Origin of the sequence: Tatumella ptyseos, assembly GCF_030552895.1 — a bacterium.
GTDB classification, from domain to species: Bacteria; Pseudomonadota; Gammaproteobacteria; order Enterobacterales; family Enterobacteriaceae; genus Rosenbergiella; species Rosenbergiella ptyseos_A.
The window spans coordinates 2181090-2198568 of sequence record NZ_CP130649.1 but is presented as its reverse complement, the minus strand read 5'-3'; the positions used below and the strand labels follow the sequence as shown (position 1 = coordinate 2198568).

General features: G+C 47.8%; 17 protein-coding genes. 14 read left to right on the top strand and 3 right to left on the bottom strand.

Features of this window, described 5'->3' with window-relative positions; genetic code table 11:
• Genes recO through acpS form a run of 3 tightly spaced genes read left to right on the top strand, consistent with a single transcriptional unit; the run spans position 1 to position 1878 of the window.
• Complete coding sequence (gene recO, locus QJR74_RS10460; protein WP_304371808.1) at positions 1-723, top strand: DNA repair protein RecO; 723 nt, start codon at positions 1-3, stop codon at positions 721-723.
• A gap of 43 nt (positions 724-766) precedes the next feature.
• Entirely contained in the window at positions 767-1498 is a 732-nt protein-coding gene (gene pdxJ, locus QJR74_RS10455) for a pyridoxine 5'-phosphate synthase (protein ID WP_304371807.1), read from the top strand.
• Positions 1498-1878, top strand: coding sequence for a holo-ACP synthase (gene acpS / locus QJR74_RS10450; RefSeq protein WP_304371806.1), 381 nt, complete (start codon positions 1498-1500; stop codon positions 1876-1878). The genes pdxJ and acpS overlap by 1 nt, the downstream gene beginning before the upstream one ends.
• Here acpS and QJR74_RS10445 read toward each other — a convergent pair.
• Positions 1875-2135: a YfhL family 4Fe-4S dicluster ferredoxin gene (locus tag QJR74_RS10445; protein ID WP_304371805.1), complete on the bottom strand. Its 261-nt coding sequence runs from the start codon at positions 2133-2135 to the stop codon at positions 1875-1877. The two genes, acpS and QJR74_RS10445, sit on opposite strands and share 4 nt — an antisense overlap.
• Before the next feature lie 455 nt (positions 2136-2590).
• Here QJR74_RS10445 and QJR74_RS10440 point away from each other — a divergent pair, with 455 nt between their 5' ends.
• From QJR74_RS10440 to tadA, 3 genes are all read left to right on the top strand, one after another.
• On the top strand, positions 2591-3130 hold the full coding sequence (locus QJR74_RS10440) for a DUF2778 domain-containing protein (RefSeq protein WP_304371804.1): 540 nt from the start codon (positions 2591-2593) through the stop codon (positions 3128-3130).
• A gap of 365 nt (positions 3131-3495) precedes the next feature.
• Entirely contained in the window at positions 3496-4395 is a 900-nt protein-coding gene (locus tag QJR74_RS10435; protein WP_304371803.1) for a TIGR01777 family oxidoreductase, read from the top strand.
• Between the two features lie 378 nt (positions 4396-4773).
• Positions 4774-5247 (top strand): tRNA adenosine(34) deaminase TadA, encoded by a 474-nt coding sequence (tadA, locus tag QJR74_RS10430; protein WP_304374018.1) that lies wholly within the window; start codon positions 4774-4776, stop codon positions 5245-5247.
• Here tadA and mltF read toward each other — a convergent pair.
• A complete protein-coding gene (gene mltF / locus QJR74_RS10425; RefSeq protein WP_304371802.1) occupies positions 5244-6695 on the bottom strand; it encodes a membrane-bound lytic murein transglycosylase MltF in 1452 nt (483 codons plus the stop codon). The genes tadA and mltF overlap by 4 nt on opposite strands.
• A gap of 270 nt (positions 6696-6965) precedes the next feature.
• On the opposite strand from mltF, the gene purL reads away from it, so the two are divergent.
• The 3 genes from purL to glyA all read left to right on the top strand — a co-directional run bounded on the left by purL (position 6966) and on the right by glyA (position 13050).
• Entirely contained in the window at positions 6966-10856 is a 3891-nt protein-coding gene (gene purL, locus QJR74_RS10420; protein ID WP_304371800.1) for a phosphoribosylformylglycinamidine synthase, read from the top strand.
• Positions 10857-11165: 309 nt separating this feature from the next.
• Positions 11166-11504: a nitrogen regulatory protein P-II gene (gene glnB, locus QJR74_RS10415; RefSeq protein ID WP_048912462.1), complete on the top strand. Its 339-nt coding sequence runs from the start codon at positions 11166-11168 to the stop codon at positions 11502-11504.
• A 292-nt stretch (positions 11505-11796) separates the two neighbouring features.
• Positions 11797-13050: a serine hydroxymethyltransferase gene (gene glyA, locus QJR74_RS10410; RefSeq protein WP_304371799.1), complete on the top strand. Its 1254-nt coding sequence runs from the start codon at positions 11797-11799 to the stop codon at positions 13048-13050.
• 64 nt (positions 13051-13114) lie between these two features.
• Here glyA and suhB read toward each other — a convergent pair whose 3' ends face one another.
• Positions 13115-13918, bottom strand: coding sequence for an inositol-1-monophosphatase (gene suhB / locus QJR74_RS10405; protein ID WP_048912460.1), 804 nt, complete (start codon positions 13916-13918; stop codon positions 13115-13117).
• Between the two features lie 123 nt (positions 13919-14041).
• Between suhB and trmJ the strand changes: the two genes are divergently transcribed.
• The 5 genes from trmJ (at position 14042) to iscA (ending at position 17465) form a co-directional block, all read left to right on the top strand.
• Positions 14042-14776, top strand: a complete 735-nt coding sequence (gene trmJ, locus QJR74_RS10400; RefSeq protein ID WP_304371798.1) for a tRNA (cytosine(32)/uridine(32)-2'-O)-methyltransferase TrmJ — start codon at positions 14042-14044, stop codon at positions 14774-14776.
• A 140-nt stretch (positions 14777-14916) separates the two neighbouring features.
• Positions 14917-15426, top strand: a complete 510-nt coding sequence (gene iscR / locus QJR74_RS10395; protein WP_099824685.1) for a Fe-S cluster assembly transcriptional regulator IscR — start codon at positions 14917-14919, stop codon at positions 15424-15426.
• A gap of 75 nt (positions 15427-15501) precedes the next feature.
• Positions 15502-16716, top strand: coding sequence for an IscS subfamily cysteine desulfurase (locus tag QJR74_RS10390; protein WP_304371797.1), 1215 nt, complete (start codon positions 15502-15504; stop codon positions 16714-16716).
• 24 nt (positions 16717-16740) lie between these two features.
• Entirely contained in the window at positions 16741-17127 is a 387-nt protein-coding gene (iscU, locus tag QJR74_RS10385; RefSeq protein WP_048912456.1) for a Fe-S cluster assembly scaffold IscU, read from the top strand.
• A 14-nt stretch (positions 17128-17141) separates the two neighbouring features.
• A complete protein-coding gene (gene iscA / locus QJR74_RS10380) occupies positions 17142-17465 on the top strand; it encodes an iron-sulfur cluster assembly protein IscA (RefSeq protein ID WP_062812050.1) in 324 nt (107 codons plus the stop codon).
• Positions 17466-17479: the final 14 nt, after the last annotated feature.

The window sequence follows — 17479 nt, the reverse complement described above, 5'->3', positions numbered from 1 at the left end:
ATGGAGGGCTGGCAGCGCGTTTTTGTCTTGCATGCTCGCCCTTACAGCGAAACGAGCTTGCTGCTCGATATTTTCAGTGAAAGCGATGGACGCGTCACGGTTTTGGCGAAGGGGGCTCGTTCACGCCGTTCAAATCTAAAAGGTGCTCTACAACCTTTCACGCCTTTGCTAATGCGCTGGGGGGGTAAAGGTGATGTGAAAACCTTACGCAGCGCTGAACCCGTCTCGATGGGGTTGCCGCTCAGCGGGACTTACCTTTACTGCGGACTTTATGTCAATGAGCTGTTGATGAGGGTACTCGGCCAAGAGATTGGCTATTCAGCACTCTTTTTTGATTATCTCCATTGCTTACAATCATTGGCGGCGCTCGATAGTTCGCCTGAGCCAGTCTTACGACGTTTCGAATTCGCGTTATTGGCGCATTTGGGTTACGGCGTTGATTTCTTACATTGCGCCGGGAGCGGTGAAGAGGTCAGTGATGAGATGACCTATAACTTTCGGCAAGAGCGCGGCTTTATCGCAAGTGTCATGCCGACTGCCTATACCTTTACTGGCCGCCAACTACGTGCATTTTATCGGCGTGAATTCCCAGAAATTGATACCCTGCGGGCGGCAAAACGCTTTACGCGTATGGCACTGAAGCCCTATTTAGGTGGCCGCTCTTTGAAAAGCCAAGCACTCTTCCGGCAATTCCAGCTTCCTGTTAACAAATCGGAAGAGTGAGTAATAGTTTTCCTTTTTTTCGCGATAATTTAAGAGGTTTAGCATGGCGGAAGTGTATTTAGGTGTAAATATTGACCATATCGCTACAGTACGTAATGCGCGGGGGACCCAATATCCTGACCCCATTCAGGCGGCTTTTGTTGCAGAACAAGCAGGCGCGGATGGTATTACTGTGCACTTACGTGAAGACCGCCGTCATATCACTGATCGCGATATCACCTTGCTGCGCCAGACCATACAGACCCGAATGAATTTAGAAATGGCGGTAACTGAAGAGATGATTAGTATCGCTTGTCAGACGCGCCCGCATTTTTGCTGCCTCGTTCCAGAGAAACGCGAAGAAGTCACCACAGAAGGCGGCTTAGATGTTGCAGGCCAACAAGCGAAAATGAATGAAGCGGTCGCGCGTTTACAGCAGGCGAATATCTTAGTATCACTTTTTATCGATCCCGACTTTCAGCAAATTGATGCAGCAGTGGCAGCTAAAGCGCCTTTTATTGAGATCCACACTGGTGCCTATGCCGAAGCACAAGATCCAGATGACGTTGAAAAAGAGTTGGAACGTATTCGGGCTGCGGTGAGCTATGCCGCGTCGAAAGGTTTGAAAGTGAATGCTGGCCATGGCCTGACATACCACAACGTTCAAGCTATTGCGGCGTTACCGGACATTTATGAACTCAATATTGGACACGCGATCATTGGCCGCGCACTTTTTAGTGGGTTGGCGGATGCCGTGCGTGAGATGAAACAGTGTTTACAGGATGCTCGACGCTAATGGCTATCGTAGGGCTGGGCACCGATATTGTCGAAATCGCACGCATTGAACAGGTGATAGAACGTTCAGGTGACCGGTTAGCAAAAAGGGTTTTGACAGCCAGCGAATGGCAGCAATATCAGCAACATCACCAGCCCGTGCGATTTTTAGCGAAGCGTTTTGCGGTGAAAGAAGCCGCAGCGAAAGCTTTTGGTACGGGCATTCGTAATGGATTAGCCTTTAATCAATTCGAAGTGTTTAATAATCCGCTCGGTAAACCCTGCTTACGATTACTTGGGCAAGCAGAGATTCTTGCTGAGCAATTAGGCATCCAGCACCATCATGTGACGCTCGCCGATGAGCGTCGCTACGCCTGTGCAACGGTAATCTTTGAGAGTTAACCCCTCACATTGGGGTAAAGCTGAACGAATTTTTCCCATAATTGATCGGATGTTTCCTGCCATAGACTATCTTGAATAATGGTATGAGTGATAGGACAGACACTCTGGCAGGTAGGGCTGTCGTAGTGGCCGATGCATTCAGTACAACGAACCGGATCAATTTCATAAATCGTAGTGCCGAGCGTGATGGCCTGATTGGGACATTCTGGTTCGCACATATCACAATTGATACAGCGTTCAGTGATCAGTAGTGCCACGTTTTCCCCCTTATCGTTAAATCAAATAGTCTTTGTCGATGCGCCGCCCATCCGTTGAGATGGGGCGTCTCTTATCTCTACTGAAAGGTAGGATAAGCTATTTTTATAGCTATTATTTTAACATAGGACATCAATAGGGCATTTTAGTAATCAAGCGTAAACTAAAGAGTGAGTGATTTTGAATTAAAATTAGGCGATTAGCTATGAAATAGGATGGAGAATATTAATAGTTTTTTTATTTATTATGTAAAACGCTTATTCCTACTTCTTTCAATTAAAATTACTATTTTAAATCTATTATCTTGATGTGATTACTCTTTAACTTAATGATTTTCTTGTATTTTATTAAAAAATACGAGTGACTTAATTAGTGTCTCATTCAATGGGGTTAATAAAATAAAAAGTTGGTAGATATTAAATTCGTTGTTACATATTGAGAAAAGGAGTTCAATAGTATGGCACTTAGAGGGAAATTCGAGATTAATGGCAGGGCTTTTAGTCCACTTACTTTCTATGGTGTTGGTACATTTCAAGCTTATTCTGGAAATAACCCATTTCGTAATCAAGCAGGATGTGTTGCTATTCCAGATAATGGACCAATACCAGGAGGTCGTTACCACATCGTCGATAGACCTACTGGCGGTTGGAAAGGAATAATCCGTACTGATTTACAAGATTGGTATTCTTGGCCGACCTCTACTCCTGTTATCAAGTATGAGTGGTTCGCACTTTATCGCGATGATGGTAAAATTGACGATTATACTTGGATCAATGGGGTTAAGAGAGGTCAATTTCGCTTGCACCCACCCGGTCCTTTGGGAATATCACTTGGCTGTATCACGTTACAAAAAAGAACTGATTTTTTGGCTATACGTCAATCATTACTTTCCACACAACGAGTCATGCTCAGCAATGGTCTTTTGTCATACGGTACAATTGAGGTAATAGTCGATGATAGTGAGACGTGCCCCCACAGCGCTAAAAATTCTTATTAGCTCCGTCATTTTTCTACTAACTTTTCTGCTGCTACGCCCTGCTGATCCGGCCACACCAGAACAGATCGTATTTTGGAGCAATGCTGCACGATTTTACGGGGTACGTAATCCCGAAGAATTTATCGGAATTGCGTTACTCACTGTTTGCTCCCTTGTCACTCTCATTGGTTATCAGGTCGCGGTTCATTTGCTCAAAAAAATATAATAACTCGTTAGGGCTATTGGGCTTTGTCAGGTTATTGCCGCAACCTTATCCGCTATATGGTCGAACCCGTTCGCTCCCATCCCCGTGCCCCCTCTAATATAGACTATGCTGAATAGCAGAGTTTCACTCGTCATGGTGGATAATGATTAAGAGGTAAGCGATGAAAATTCTTATTACCGGTGCAACGGGGTTGATAGGACAGCGCCTCACTCAGGCACTGTTGAATCAATCACATCACATCACTGCGTTGACCCGATCTCCTCAGCGGGCGACGAAGATTTTGGGTCCCCAAGTTGAATTGTTGAACTCCCTCGATGGGTTGTCGTCATTAGACGGCTTCGAGGCAGTAATTAATTTGGCTGGCGAGCCAATTGCCGATAAGCGGTGGACGGCGGCACAAAAACAAAAACTCTGTGATAGCCGATGGCAACTTACCGCACAGGTTGCTGAATTGATTAAAGCCAGCGCCAAGCCGCCATCAGTATTGATCTCAGGCTCTGCGGTCGGTTATTACGGCGATCAAGGGCAGGCAGTCGTGACCGAAGAGCGCTCCCCACATCAAGAGTTTACTTGGCAGCTCTGCTCGCGATGGGAAGCGTTAGCGCTTGAGGCACAAAGCGCAAATACGCGAGTATGTCTATTACGAACGGGGGTCGTCCTGTCGAGTGAAGGCGGTGCACTCGCAAAAATGGTGCTACCGTTTCGTATGGGGGTCGGGGGACCTTTTGGCAATGGCCAGCAATATATGCCGTGGATACATATCGACGATATGCTGAATGCGACACTTTTTCTACTGAACCAGCCTGCATTGAAAGGGCCGTTTAATATGGTTGCTCCGACGCCAGTTCGTAATCAACAATTTAGCGAACAGCTGGCTAAGGTATTACATCGTCCATGCTTTATGCGTGTGCCTGCCGTTGCCGTCCGTTGTCTAATGGGCGAATCTGCAGTATTAGTGCTAGGTGGGCAGCAGGCTGTGCCTCAACGACTTATGGATGCAGGTTACCAGTTTCGCTATAGCACACTACAACCCGCACTTGAAGAGGTTATCAATAAGTAGAACATTATTAAAATTAATACGTGAGGGGAGGGGGTTCTCCCCTCAAACCAGCCATTTCACTCTCAGAAAGACTCAAAATGTAAAAACGCAATCCCTGTTAGCACACTTAGGGTGGATGTGGTGTTAATACTAGAGTGGACGATATATTGCCCCGCTTCGGGGAGGGTATGAAAAGGGATGCATAGCCTGTTATCCATTAGCATCTCTCGTTTTCTACATAAAATTCAATATTTAAGCGCTAACGTTGTGAAGCGGCTAATCCTCTCTCAATAATCTCGCCCTAAAAGGGGAAGCAATGCGTATAATGCCCCGCTACTTACTGCTTTAAGGATCGTGACGGTGGACAATACTCTTTCCCCTAATAATGATGAAAAATGGATGCGCCATGCGATACAACTTGCTCAGCGCGCGCATACCTTGGGTGAAGTCCCGGTCGGCGCAGTACTAGTTTATCAACAGCAGGTGATAGGCGAGGGGTGGAATCTACCGATTACCGATCATGACCCGACCGCGCATGCGGAGATTATGGCAATTCGTCAAGGCGGACAGGCCTTAGGCAATTATCGCTTACTCGATACGACACTCTATGTCACTTTAGAACCTTGTGTAATGTGTGCAGGGGCCATGATCCATGGTCGTATTGGGCGGATTGTCTTTGGGGCGAGTGATGCAAAAACCGGTGCAGCGGGGTCGCTGGTCGATATCTTACGTCATCCCGGGATGAATCATCAGCCGATGATTTGTGGAGGGGTATTAGCAGAAGAGTGTGGTGCTTTATTGAGTGATTTTTTTAGGCAACGTCGGGCCGAAAAAAAAGCCGCACGCCTAGCGGCGCGGGCTCAACAGAGTTAGTTCATCACTAATTGTGGTTCCACTGGGGTAGTAGAAATGCCACTTGGTGTATGAGGCGGTACAAGAGGCAGTTGCTCCATCTCTTGCAGATAGCCGACTAAACTCAAATTGTATTTACGTACTTTTTCAACATAATCGTAGGCTTCTTGCCCACGTGCGTAACCGTAAGTGGTTTGCGAGTAGTAGCGTTTTTTACCTAGTAATGGCAAACGTACCTTTACATCGCTCCAACTATTCGGGTCGCCCCCTTGGTCGACCGTCAATTGCCGTGCATCCATTAAGTGAGCTAAACCGATATTGTAAGCGGCTAGCGCAAACCATACGCGTTCATCTTTCGGGATGTCCGACGGTAATCGTTGGATAAGCTGCTGAAGATATTCGCTTCCCCCTCGAATACTCTCTTCGGTATCGAGACGATTGCTGACATCTAAGCTACTCGCTGTGGTCTTAGTTAACATCATGATCCCTCTCACACCAGTCGGTGAGGTAGCTTGAGGATCCCAATGTGACTCTTGCCAAGCCATCGCGGCCAACAACTGCCAATCAAAGTTTTGGGCATATTTTTCGAACACCGGCTTTAGCGTCGGTAATCGTGTATCTACGGCTTGCAAGAAACTCCGGGTATCGACGTAGTCGAAATGTCCTGAATGCCCTAAATATTTTTCCTCTAAACGCGCTAATGTTCCTTGCTCGTTCAGTTGACTGAAAAAATCCAACATTGCGGCATGCAAACTGTCACTTTGGTTGCCTGCGATATACCAGTTTACCGGCTGCTCTTGCGTCACGGTAAAGGCGACAGCAAGTTTGGGGTAAATCCGTTGCATCATTTCTACCGTCGCTGAGTCAGCGATGGTGTAATCAATTTTACCTTCTACTACCTCTCGTAAAATTTGCTGAGGTCCAAGATGACTTTCGGTTACCCAGTGTAAAGCGGGATAGCGATTGGCCTTCTCTGCCTCAAGCGTACTCGCGAACGTTGACCCATCGAGAATACTTAAGGTTCCCTGTAAGTCATTCAAGCTTTTCGGTCGCGGCTTATCGATACGATAAACCAGTTGTTGCGAGGTGCTGTAATAAGCGGGTCCAGCGACATATTTCTGTGCGCGATGTTCGTCCCAGTTCAAGCCGGCGGCGAGAAGGTCTGAATGTTGCTCAGATAAGTCGTTAAACAAACTTTTAATATTGGGACGGACGGTGACCTCTAACTTAACGCCTAAGTAATCCGCAAAGCGCTTAGCGAGTTCGTAGTCCATTCCCTGCGGTTGATCTTTAACCTGTTGGTAGGTCAGCGCCGAATTCAGGGTGCTGATACGCAACACTCCGCGCGATTGGATCTGCGCAAGAGAATCTTGTTTCCCAGTGTGCCAGGGTATTGCTGGCCATAAAGCTGATGCTAATAATAAGGTGACAAGACCGATAAAGAAATAATTAAATTTTATACATTTCAAATAGTTATCTCTCGGTTCTGCTCGCGATTCCCCTAATGTTAGGGAGTGAATCTGATGATTTCTAAGCGCAAGACGGGGTGCATTCTGAGCAATTTAACGGCAGAGAGCAACTTTTAAAGCAATAAATGTTCATCAAATCAGACAAGGTCTATTGTGATAAATTCCACGCAAACGGTTTCGTATTGCAGCGAGATTCATTATACTAGCGCCGTTTTCCCACTGTAGCGCCAGAGTATGTCAGCCAGACATACCGACGACGAGAGATGATTAATGATGGAAATTTTGCGTGGTTCGCCTGCCCTGTCTGCCTTTCGAATTAACAAACTAGTCACCACCTTTCAAGAACTTCAGTTACCTATCCGTTCACTCTATGCCGAATATGTGCATTTCGCGGAGGTGACGCAACCGTTAACTGATGAGCAAACAACGCGACTAGAAAAGTTATTACGCTATGGTCCATCATTGGCCGAGCATACGCCGCAAGGGCAACTTCTATTAGTGACCCCGCGTCCTGGCACCATCTCTCCATGGTCATCAAAAGCCACTGATATCGCACATAATTGTGAGCTACCGATGGTGAAGCGCTTAGAGCGTGGATTAGCTTTCTATATAGATGCACCTAAACTGGATAAGGCTCAGTTTGAGCAGGTCGCAGCGTTACTACACGACCGAATGATGGAAACGGTCTTCACCGATTTTGCTGACGCCGCACAACTCTTTACGCAGCATACGCCGCACCCTCTTACCTCCATTGATATTCAACAAGGGGGGCGTCAAGCACTCTCTGAGGCAAATATTCGTCTTGGACTCGCGCTAGCAGAAGATGAAATTGATTACCTGCTCAATGCTTTCACCCAGCTGGGCAGAAACCCAAATGACGTCGAGTTGTACATGTTCGCTCAAGCTAACTCAGAGCATTGCCGTCATAAAATTTTCAACGCAGATTGGATCATTGATGGCGTCGCGCAACCAAAGTCGCTGTTTAAAATGATTAAAAACACCTTCGAAACGACACCAGACCATGTACTGTCTGCTTATAAAGATAATGCCGCAGTCATGGAAGGTTCTGTTGCAGGGCGTTTCTACGCAGAATCCGAAACAGGCCAGTACGATTTCCATCAACAACCTATTCATATCTTAATGAAGGTTGAGACACACAATCACCCAACCGCTATCTCCCCATGGCCAGGTGCCGCAACCGGTTCAGGCGGGGAAATCCGCGATGAGGGAGCAACCGGTCGTGGGGCGAAACCTAAAGCTGGTTTAACCGGTTTCTCGGTATCAAACTTACGTATCCCTGGTTTTGAACAACCATGGGAAGAGGATTTTGGTAAACCCGAGCGTATTGTTACCGCGCTAGATATCATGCTAGATGGCCCTCTAGGCGGCGCCGCATTTAATAATGAATTTGGCCGCCCAGCACTGAATGGCTATTTCCGGACCTATGAAGAGAAAGTCAGTAGCCATAATGGCGATGAAATTCGTGGCTACCATAAACCAATTATGCTGGCGGGCGGTATTGGCAATATCCGTGACGATCATGTGCAAAAGGGTGAAATCACTGTTGGGGCAAAACTCATTGTACTCGGTGGGCCCTCTATGAACATTGGTCTAGGGGGTGGGGCGGCTTCATCGATGGATTCCGGACAATCGGATGCCGATCTGGATTTTGCTTCAGTACAACGTGATAACCCCGAAATGGAGCGTCGTTGCCAAGAAGTCATCGACCGTTGCTGGCAACGCGGTGAACAGAACCCGATTCTGTTTATTCATGACGTTGGCGCAGGGGGCCTGTCCAATGCGATGCCAGAACTGGTCTCAGATGGTGGGCGCGGCGGACGCTTTGATCTGCGCAAGATCCTAAATGATGAGCCAGGTATGACGCCGTTAGAGATTTGGTGTAATGAATCTCAAGAGCGTTATGTGTTAGCGATCGATACCGACAAATTAGCAGAGTTTGACGCTATTTGTCAGCGTGAACGCGCACCCTACGCCGTTATCGGTGAAGCGACAGAGCAGCAGCATCTAACGCTTGAGGATCCACACTTCGCTAACCAACCCATCGATATGCCACTCGACGTTTTACTGGGTAAAACCCCGAAAATGACCCGCGATGTGCGTCGCCAGCAGGCGAAGGGAGATAGCTTTACTGCCCAAGATATTGATCTGGCTGAAGCCGTAAAACGCGTCCTTCATCTACCGGCGGTTGCGGAAAAAACCTTTTTGATCACCATCGGTGACCGGACGGTAACCGGGATGGTTGCTCGCGATCAAATGGTAGGCCCTTGGCAGATCCCCGTTGCTAACTGTGCGGTGACTACCACTAGCTTAGATAGCTATACAGGTGAAGCTTTTGCCATGGGTGAACGCGCGCCAGTAGCCTTATTGGACTACGCGGCCTCGGCTCGTTTAGCCGTGGGCGAAGCCCTAACCAACTTAGCGGCTACCGCGATTGGCGATTTAAAACAGATTAAACTCTCTGCAAACTGGATGGCTGCAGCGGGCCACCCTGGCGAAGATGCTGGCTTATACGATGCGGTAAAAGCCGTGGGCGAAGAGCTTTGCCCAGCACTGGGCTTAACTATCCCAGTGGGTAAAGACTCTATGTCGATGAAAACGCGCTGGCAAGAGCAGGGTGAAGACCGTGAAGTGATTTCACCCATGTCATTAGCGATTACAGCCTTTGCCCGTGTCGACGATGTACGCTTGACCGTTACACCGGAACTTAAGAGCGATCAGGATAACTTATTGCTTCTGGTCGATCTTGGTCAAGGACAGCAAGCCCTTGGCGCGACCGCGTTGGCGCAAGTTTATCGTCAGCTTGGACAACATCCTGCGGATGTACGTGATACCGAGAAGCTACGTGGTTTCTTCAATGCTATTCAGCAATTAGTCAGTGAGAGAAAACTACTGGCCTATCACGACCGTTCCGATGGTGGATTATTGGTGACACTGGCAGAGATGGCTTTTGCCGGCCATTGTGCTATCGATGCAGACATTAGTGCGTTAGGTGCTCATCCCGTTGCCACCTTATTCACCGAGGAACTTGGAGCAGTACTACAAATTGCACAGGATGATCTGCATACCGTTCAAGCCATTTTCTCAGAGCATGGACTGGATAACGAACTGTTCGTGATCGGTTCAGCAACACCTGGAAATCACTTTAAAGTGATTGCTGAGGGCGAAACGGTTTACTCAGAACAGCGTTCACAACTGCGTGAGTGGTGGGCAGAAACCACGTGGCAAATGCAGCGCCTGCGTGATAACCCAGCCTGTGCAGATGAAGAGCATCAAGCGAAATTAGATGAGCGCGACCCAGGACTTAATGTGTCGCTAAGCTTCGACCCAAGTGACGACGTTGCCGCACCGATGATCGCGACGGGTGCTCGACCCGTACTTGCCGTATTACGTGAGCAAGGTGTTAACTCACATGTAGAGATGGCTGCCGCATTCCACCGTGCAGGATTCGATACGCGTGACGTCCATATGAGCGACTTGCTGGCAGGACGCACAAACCTCGACGGATTCCATATGCTTGCCGCGTGTGGTGGTTTCTCCTACGGGGATGTACTCGGAGCGGGCGAGGGCTGGGCCAAGTCTATTCTATTCAACCCACGTGTACGTGATACCTTTGCAGACTTCTTCAATCGTGACCAAACCCTAGCGCTGGGCGTCTGTAATGGGTGCCAGATGGTCTCTAATTTACGTGAGATTATTCCGGGCAGCGAACTATGGCCACGTTTTGTTCGTAACCAATCTGAACGTTTTGAAGCCCGTTTCAGTTTGGTCGAAGTGGTCGAAAGCCCATCGCTCGTACTCGAAGGTATGGTGGGTTCACGGATGCCTATCGCAGTTTCCCACGGTGAGGGCTTTGTGGAAGTTCGTAATAGCGATCATTTACAGCAACTTGAAAATAGCAAGCTTGCGGCCTTACGCTTTGTGAACAACCACGGCCAAGTGACAGAACAGTATCCCGCTAACCCGAATGGCTCGCCGAATGGTATTACGGCGGTCACTAATACTTCTGGGCGTGTCACCATTATGATGCCGCATCCAGAGCGTGTATTCCGCACTGTCAGTAACTCGTGGCACCCGGAAAATTGGGGCGAGGATGGTCCTTGGATGCGCCTGTTTAGAAATGCGCGTAAACAATTGGGCTAATATTCTGGAAAACTCCTAAAGCGTTGTAGGGCTATTCGCCCTGCAAGGCTTTGTTGTTATCATTTGCTGTATTCATTGACTGTTATGATGACATTGTGATTCATAAATATATATGATGCCTATAAGGTGCCTTCTGTCCTAGAATTGATAACGCGTTATCTTATCTGGACATCACAATAGTGGGGCACCTTATTTTCTTGTCCAGTGACTTCCCTGAGCAATTCAGCAATAATACTCTTCTCTTAGCCGCATAGTGTATTCACCCTGTGAGTCCCTTATGCAGTGACGCAACGGATAATAAGGTTTGTCATGAAGAAAATAGAAGCGATCATTAAACCGTTCAAATTGGATGATGTCCGCGAATCTCTTGCTGAAGTCGGGATTACCGGGATGACCGTCACAGAAGTTAAAGGTTTCGGACGCCAGAAAGGCCATACAGAACTGTACCGTGGCGCGGAATACATGGTCGACTTTTTACCAAAAGTAAAAATCGAAATCGTGATTGCCGATGATATGGTCGATACTTGCTTAGAAACCATAATGAAAACCGCCCAAACCGGTAAAATCGGTGATGGAAAAATCTTTGTGGTCGATGTGGCTCGTGTGGTTCGGATCCGTACTGGTGAAGAAGACGAAGACGCTATTTAATTTTTACTACTTCCTTAGCAGCACGTTGGCCAAAGGCTATTTTTCTTCGTGCTGCTTAGCTTTACCCCTTTCCCTTGCATCTGCCAATCTCGTACAGAAGCACTTTATTTTGATTCCTGCCCCTTAAAAAGCGTCAATTGATGGCAATATCACCGTCTAGCGCGAAAAGCCAAACGTTTGCGTAAAAAGACCTGCTTCTCTCTACCACCTAGCTTGAAAAGAGTTTACACTAACCGCCATTACCCGTTGTGGGGGAATTTTGATGTTAAAAGCAAGCTGAGTGGAGATGGGAATGTTAAAGCGAGAAATGAACATAGCCGATTACGATGCGGCACTATGGCAGGCAATGGAGCAAGAGAAAGTGCGTCAGGAAGAGCATATTGAACTGATTGCTTCAGAAAACTACACCAGTCCACGTGTAATGGAAGCGCAAGGCTCCCAACTGACCAATAAATATGCCGAAGGGTATCCAGGCAAACGCTACTACGGTGGTTGCGAGTATGTTGATATCGTAGAACAACTGGCGATTGATCGTGCTAAAGCCTTGTTTGGTGCAGACTACGCGAATGTCCAGCCTCACTCAGGCTCCCAAGCTAACTTTGGTGTCTTCACCGCGCTGTTAACACCGGGCGATACTATCCTCGGAATGAACTTGGCGCACGGTGGCCACCTCACTCACGGTTCTCCGGTTAACTTGTCCGGTAAACTCTACAACGTAATCCCTTACGGCATCGATGAAAGCGGTAAGATTGATTATGACGAGCTTGCTGCACTGGCTCAGCAACATAAGCCTAAGATGATTATTGGTGGATTCTCTGCTTACTCAGGTGTCTGCGATTGGGCAAAAATGCGTGAAATCGCGGATAGCATTGGCGCATGGTTATTTGTCGATATGGCACACGTTGCAGGCTTAGTTGCTGCCGACGTCTATCCTAACCCATTACCGCATGCTCATGTGGTCACCACAACGACCCACAAAACCTTAGCCGGTCCACGCGGCGGCCTGATCTTAGCGCAAGGCGGTGATGAGGATCTGTATAAGAAATTAAACTCTGCCGTGTTCCCAGGTGGTCAGGGCGGTCCATTGATGCATGTTATCGCCGGTAAAGCGGTCGCTTTTAAAGAAGCAATGGAACCAGAGTTCAAAACGTACCAACAGCAAGTCGCTAAAAACGCGAAAGCGATGGTCGAGGTTCTGCTTGAGCGCGGGTATAACATCGTCTCTGGCGGAACGGAAAACCACTTATTCTTGTTGGATCTCGTAGAGAAGAATCTTACTGGTAAAGAAGCAGATGCTGCGCTGGGTAGCGCGAACATTACCGTTAATAAAAACAGCGTGCCTAACGATCCGAAAAGCCCATTTGTCACCTCGGGGATCCGTATCGGTACTCCAGCGGTAACGCGTCGTGGTTTCAAAGAAGCGGAAGTTCGCGAGTTAGCGGGATGGATTGCCGACGTATTAGATAACGTTAATGACACGGCAACCATCGAACGTGTGAAAGGTCAAGTGCTAGCACTCTGTGCTCGCTTCCCCGTTTACGCGTAAAATCGAGATGCAATAAAAAAGCCGCGATAGTGACCTATCGCGGCTTTTCTTTTAGCAATTAGGCTTAGCGTTTTAATGCATCGCTAAGTTGATCGCGCATAACCGCTAACATCTCACGAACCACACGTGAGTTACCCGCCACAATGTTACCTGATTGCAGGTAACCATGGCCGCCAGTGAAATCTGTCACCAAACTTCCGGCTTCACGTACTAATAATTCACCTGCAGCGAAATCCCAAGGTTTTAACCCAATCTCGAAATAACCGTCGGTACGACCCGCTGCCACATAGGCTAAGTCCAATGCTGCTGAGCCGGTACGACGGAAATCTGCGCATTTAGTGAATAATGCGGTGACCACGTTGAGGTAACTGGCTGAGTGTTGTTTCGCCTTGAAGGGGAATCCTGTAGCGATGATGGTGCCGTCTAAATCGCGTGCGGTGCTGCCGCGCAGACGGTAACCATTAAGCTGAGCGCCTTGGCCACGTACCGCAGTGAAAAGTTCGTTACGCATTGGATCATAGACGACTGCGACTTCAGTACGGCCTTTGATACGTACGGCGATAGACACTGAGAAGTGTGGGAAACGTTTGATGAAGTTGCTGGTGCCATCCAGAGGATCGATAACCCATTGTATGTCCTTATCTTCACCACCTAAATCACCGCTCTCTTCCGTCACAATGCTGTGTTGCGGATAAGATTTACGGATAACTTCGATAATTAAACGCTCGGCGTCACGGTCAACGTTGGTGACAAAATCGTTGGTGCCTTTTTGATTCGTTTCTACTGCGTCAGGCGTTTCATAATTTTTGGCGATAAGATTGCCGGCCTTGCGCGCTGCGCGCACGGCGATGTTCAGCATCGGATGCATCGGTTATTCCCACTGGATGTTAAAGAACGAAAAATCGCGGGCAGTATAGCAGAAGGTTAAATAAAAGTCTTAGTTTATGTTAGTATCCTGTCATTATTTCTTTTGGCGACATGAATCCTGCTTATGTTACAGAATATACGAATTGTCTTGGTTGAAACTTCTCACACCGGGAATATGGGCTCAGTCGCCCGTGCCATGAAAACCATGGGTCTTTCTAACCTTTATCTGGTTAACCCATTGCTTAAACCTGACTCGCAAGCGATCTCGCTTGCTGCCGGTGCTAGCGATCTGATCGGCAACGCTACCATTGTCGACACACTCGACGAAGCGATCTCAGGGTGTAGTTTAGTGGTGGGGACCAGCGCACGCTCTCGTTCACTGCCTTGGCCGATGCTGGATGCCCGTGAGTGCGGGATGAAAAGCGTTGAAGAAGGACAGCAAGCGCCGGTCGCGTTGGTTTTTGGGCGCGAGCGCGTGGGCTTAACTAACGACGAGCTACAAAAATGTCACTATCACGTTGCCATCCCCGCGAACCCTGATTACAGCTCATTGAACCTCGCTATGGCTGTACAGATTATCGCTTACGAAGTCCGCATGGCATGGCTGGCGAGTGAACAGTCTCCGGTAGCGCCGCAAACGGGAGAGTCGCCTTACCCACTGGTGGATGATTTAGAGCGTTTCTACCAGCATATGGAAGGCATGATGCTGGAAAGTAGCTTTATTCGTCAGGGTAACCCTAGTCAAGTGATGAGTAAACTTCGCCGTCTCTTTACCCGTGCACGCCCTGAACGGGATGAATTGAACATCCTGCGTGGAATGCTCTCTTCCTTTCAGAAGGGTGAAAAGCCTAAAGGTTAGGGTGCCGTGATACGCACATTCGGTTAAATACCTGAGTAATTTAGTCAGGTAAATAGTTGACCAAATCACTCAGGAATGTCAGACTGTCAGCATCAATTATTTAACATTCTGACAACTGTGAAAACCGAGGTCGTATCACAATGAGACTGACATCCAAAGGGCGTTACGCAGTCACCGCTATGTTAGACGTTGCGTTACACTCTCATGAAGGGCCAGTACCCCTGGCGGATATTTCAGAGCGCCAAGGAATTTCGCTCTCGTACTTAGAGCAGTTGTTCTCGCGTCTGAGAAAGCATGAGTTGGTGTCCAGCGTACGTGGACCCGGTGGTGGCTATCTTCTTGGTCAGCAAGCCGCTAATATCTCGGTCGGTACCGTGATTATGGCTGTTGATGAGTCGGTTGACGCGACCAAATGCCAAGGTAAAGAAGGGTGCCAAGGCGGTGAGCGTTGTTTAACGCACGCACTATGGCGCGACTTGAGCGATAGAATCAGTGACTTTTTAAATAATATTTCGCTGGCGGAGTTAGTAAACAACCAAGAAATCTTGGATGTTGCGGGTCGTCAAGCAACTGTCGATAATCGTCGATTTCAGCAATCCGGCCGTATCGCTGAGAAGATCGATGTCAAATTACGTGCAGTAGGCTCGTAATCATTAACGCTTTATCGATGATCAATTTCAATAAAATATAACATGCAATGAAGTGATGTACGGAGCTTAAGAGCAATGAAATTACCGATTTATCTCGACTACTCAGCGACGACACCTGTTGATGCTCGCGTTGCTGAAAAAATGATGCAATGTATGACCCAAGATGGCAATTTTGGTAACCCTGCATCGCGTTCACACCGTTTCGGTTGGCAGGCGGAAGAGGCGGTTGATATCGCTCGTAACCAAGTTGCTGAATTGATTGGTGCGGATCCGCGTGAGATTGTTTTCACCTCTGGTGCAACCGAGTCTGACAACTTGGCAATCAAAGGTGCCGCAACGTTTTATCAGAAAAAAGGTAAGCACGTTGTAACAGTTAAAACCGAGCACAAAGCTGTCTTAGATACTTGCCGTCAATTAGAGCGCGAAGGATTTGAGATCACCTATCTTTCTCCACAAGCTAATGGTCTTATTACTTTAGAGCAGTTTACTGCTGCACTGCGTGACGACACCGTTCTGGCTTCAGTCATGCACGTGAATAACGAAATCGGTGTGGTACAAGATATCGCTGGCTTAGGTGAAATTTGCCGTGCTAAAGGTATCATCTTCCACGTCGATGCGACGCAAAGTGTCGGTAAATTACCGATTGACCTATCGACGCTTAAAGTTGATTTGATGTCTTTCTCTGCGCATAAAATTTATGGGCCTAAAGGTATCGGTGGCTTATACGTACGCCGCAAACCGCGTATCCGTTTAGAAGCCCAAATCCATGGTGGCGGTCACGAACGTGGTATGCGTTCAGGAACACTGCCTGTTCACCAAATCGTCGGCATGGGTGAAGCTTACCGCATTGCGAAAGAAGAAATGAGCACGGAAATGGCTCGTCTTAGCAAACTGCGCGCTCGCCTGTGGGATGGCCTGAAAGATATGGAAGAAGTCTATCTGAATGGTGATCTAGAAAATGGTGCACCAAACATTCTTAATGTCAGCTTCAACTACGTTGAAGGTGAGTCATTAATCATGGCGCTGAAAGATTTAGCCGTATCGTCCGGTTCAGCCTGTACGTCTGCAAGCTTGGAACCTTCCTATGTCCTGCGTGCATTAGGAATGAACGATGAACTGGCTCACAGCTCGATTCGTTTCTCTTTAGGGCGCTTTACCACTGAAGAAGAAGTCGATTATGCTATTGATTTATGCCACAAATCTATCGGTCGCCTCCGTGACTTATCTCCATTGTGGGAGATGTTCAAAGCCGGCGTAGATTTAAATAGCATCGAATGGGCGCACCACTAATTTTTTAGATTTTGGAGAAATATCATGGCTTACAGCGAAAAAGTAATAGATCACTACGAAAATCCACGTAACGTGGGCTCATTTGATAATGCCGATCCAAGCGTGGGTAGCGGCATGGTCGGTGCACCGGCTTGTGGCGACGTCATGAAGCTACAAATCAAAGTCAGTGATACCGGCATCATCGAAGATGCGCGTTTCAAAACCTACGGCTGTGGTTCTGCGATTGCTTCAAGCTCGCTCATCACCGAGTGGGTAAAAGGGAAATCGCTAGACGAAGCGCAGAGCATCTCCAACATGCAAATCGCTGAAGAATTAGAACTTCCGCCAGTGAAGATCCACTGCTCGATTCTTGCAGAAGATGCAATCAAAGCGGCTATCGATGACTACAAGAGCAAGAAAACCGCTAAGTAAGTTAGGGAGTTAACATGTCAATTTCCCTGAGTGATTCAGCGGCAGCTCGTGTGAGTGCCTTCTTAACTAACCGCGGACAGGGCGTTGGGCTTCGGCTCGCGGTGCGCACCTCAGGGTGCTCAGGCATGGCTTACGTTCTAGAGTTTGTCGATGAATTACAGCCTGATGATCTTGTTTTCGAAGACAAAGGCGTTAAAGTGATTGTTGATGGCAAAAGCTTAGTTTACCTCGATGGGACGGAATTAGATTTCGTTAAAGAAGGGCTTAACGAAGGCTTTAAATTCAATAATCCTAATGTCAAAGATGAATGCGGTTGCGGCGAAAGCTTTAACGTATAACTTTGATGTCATAC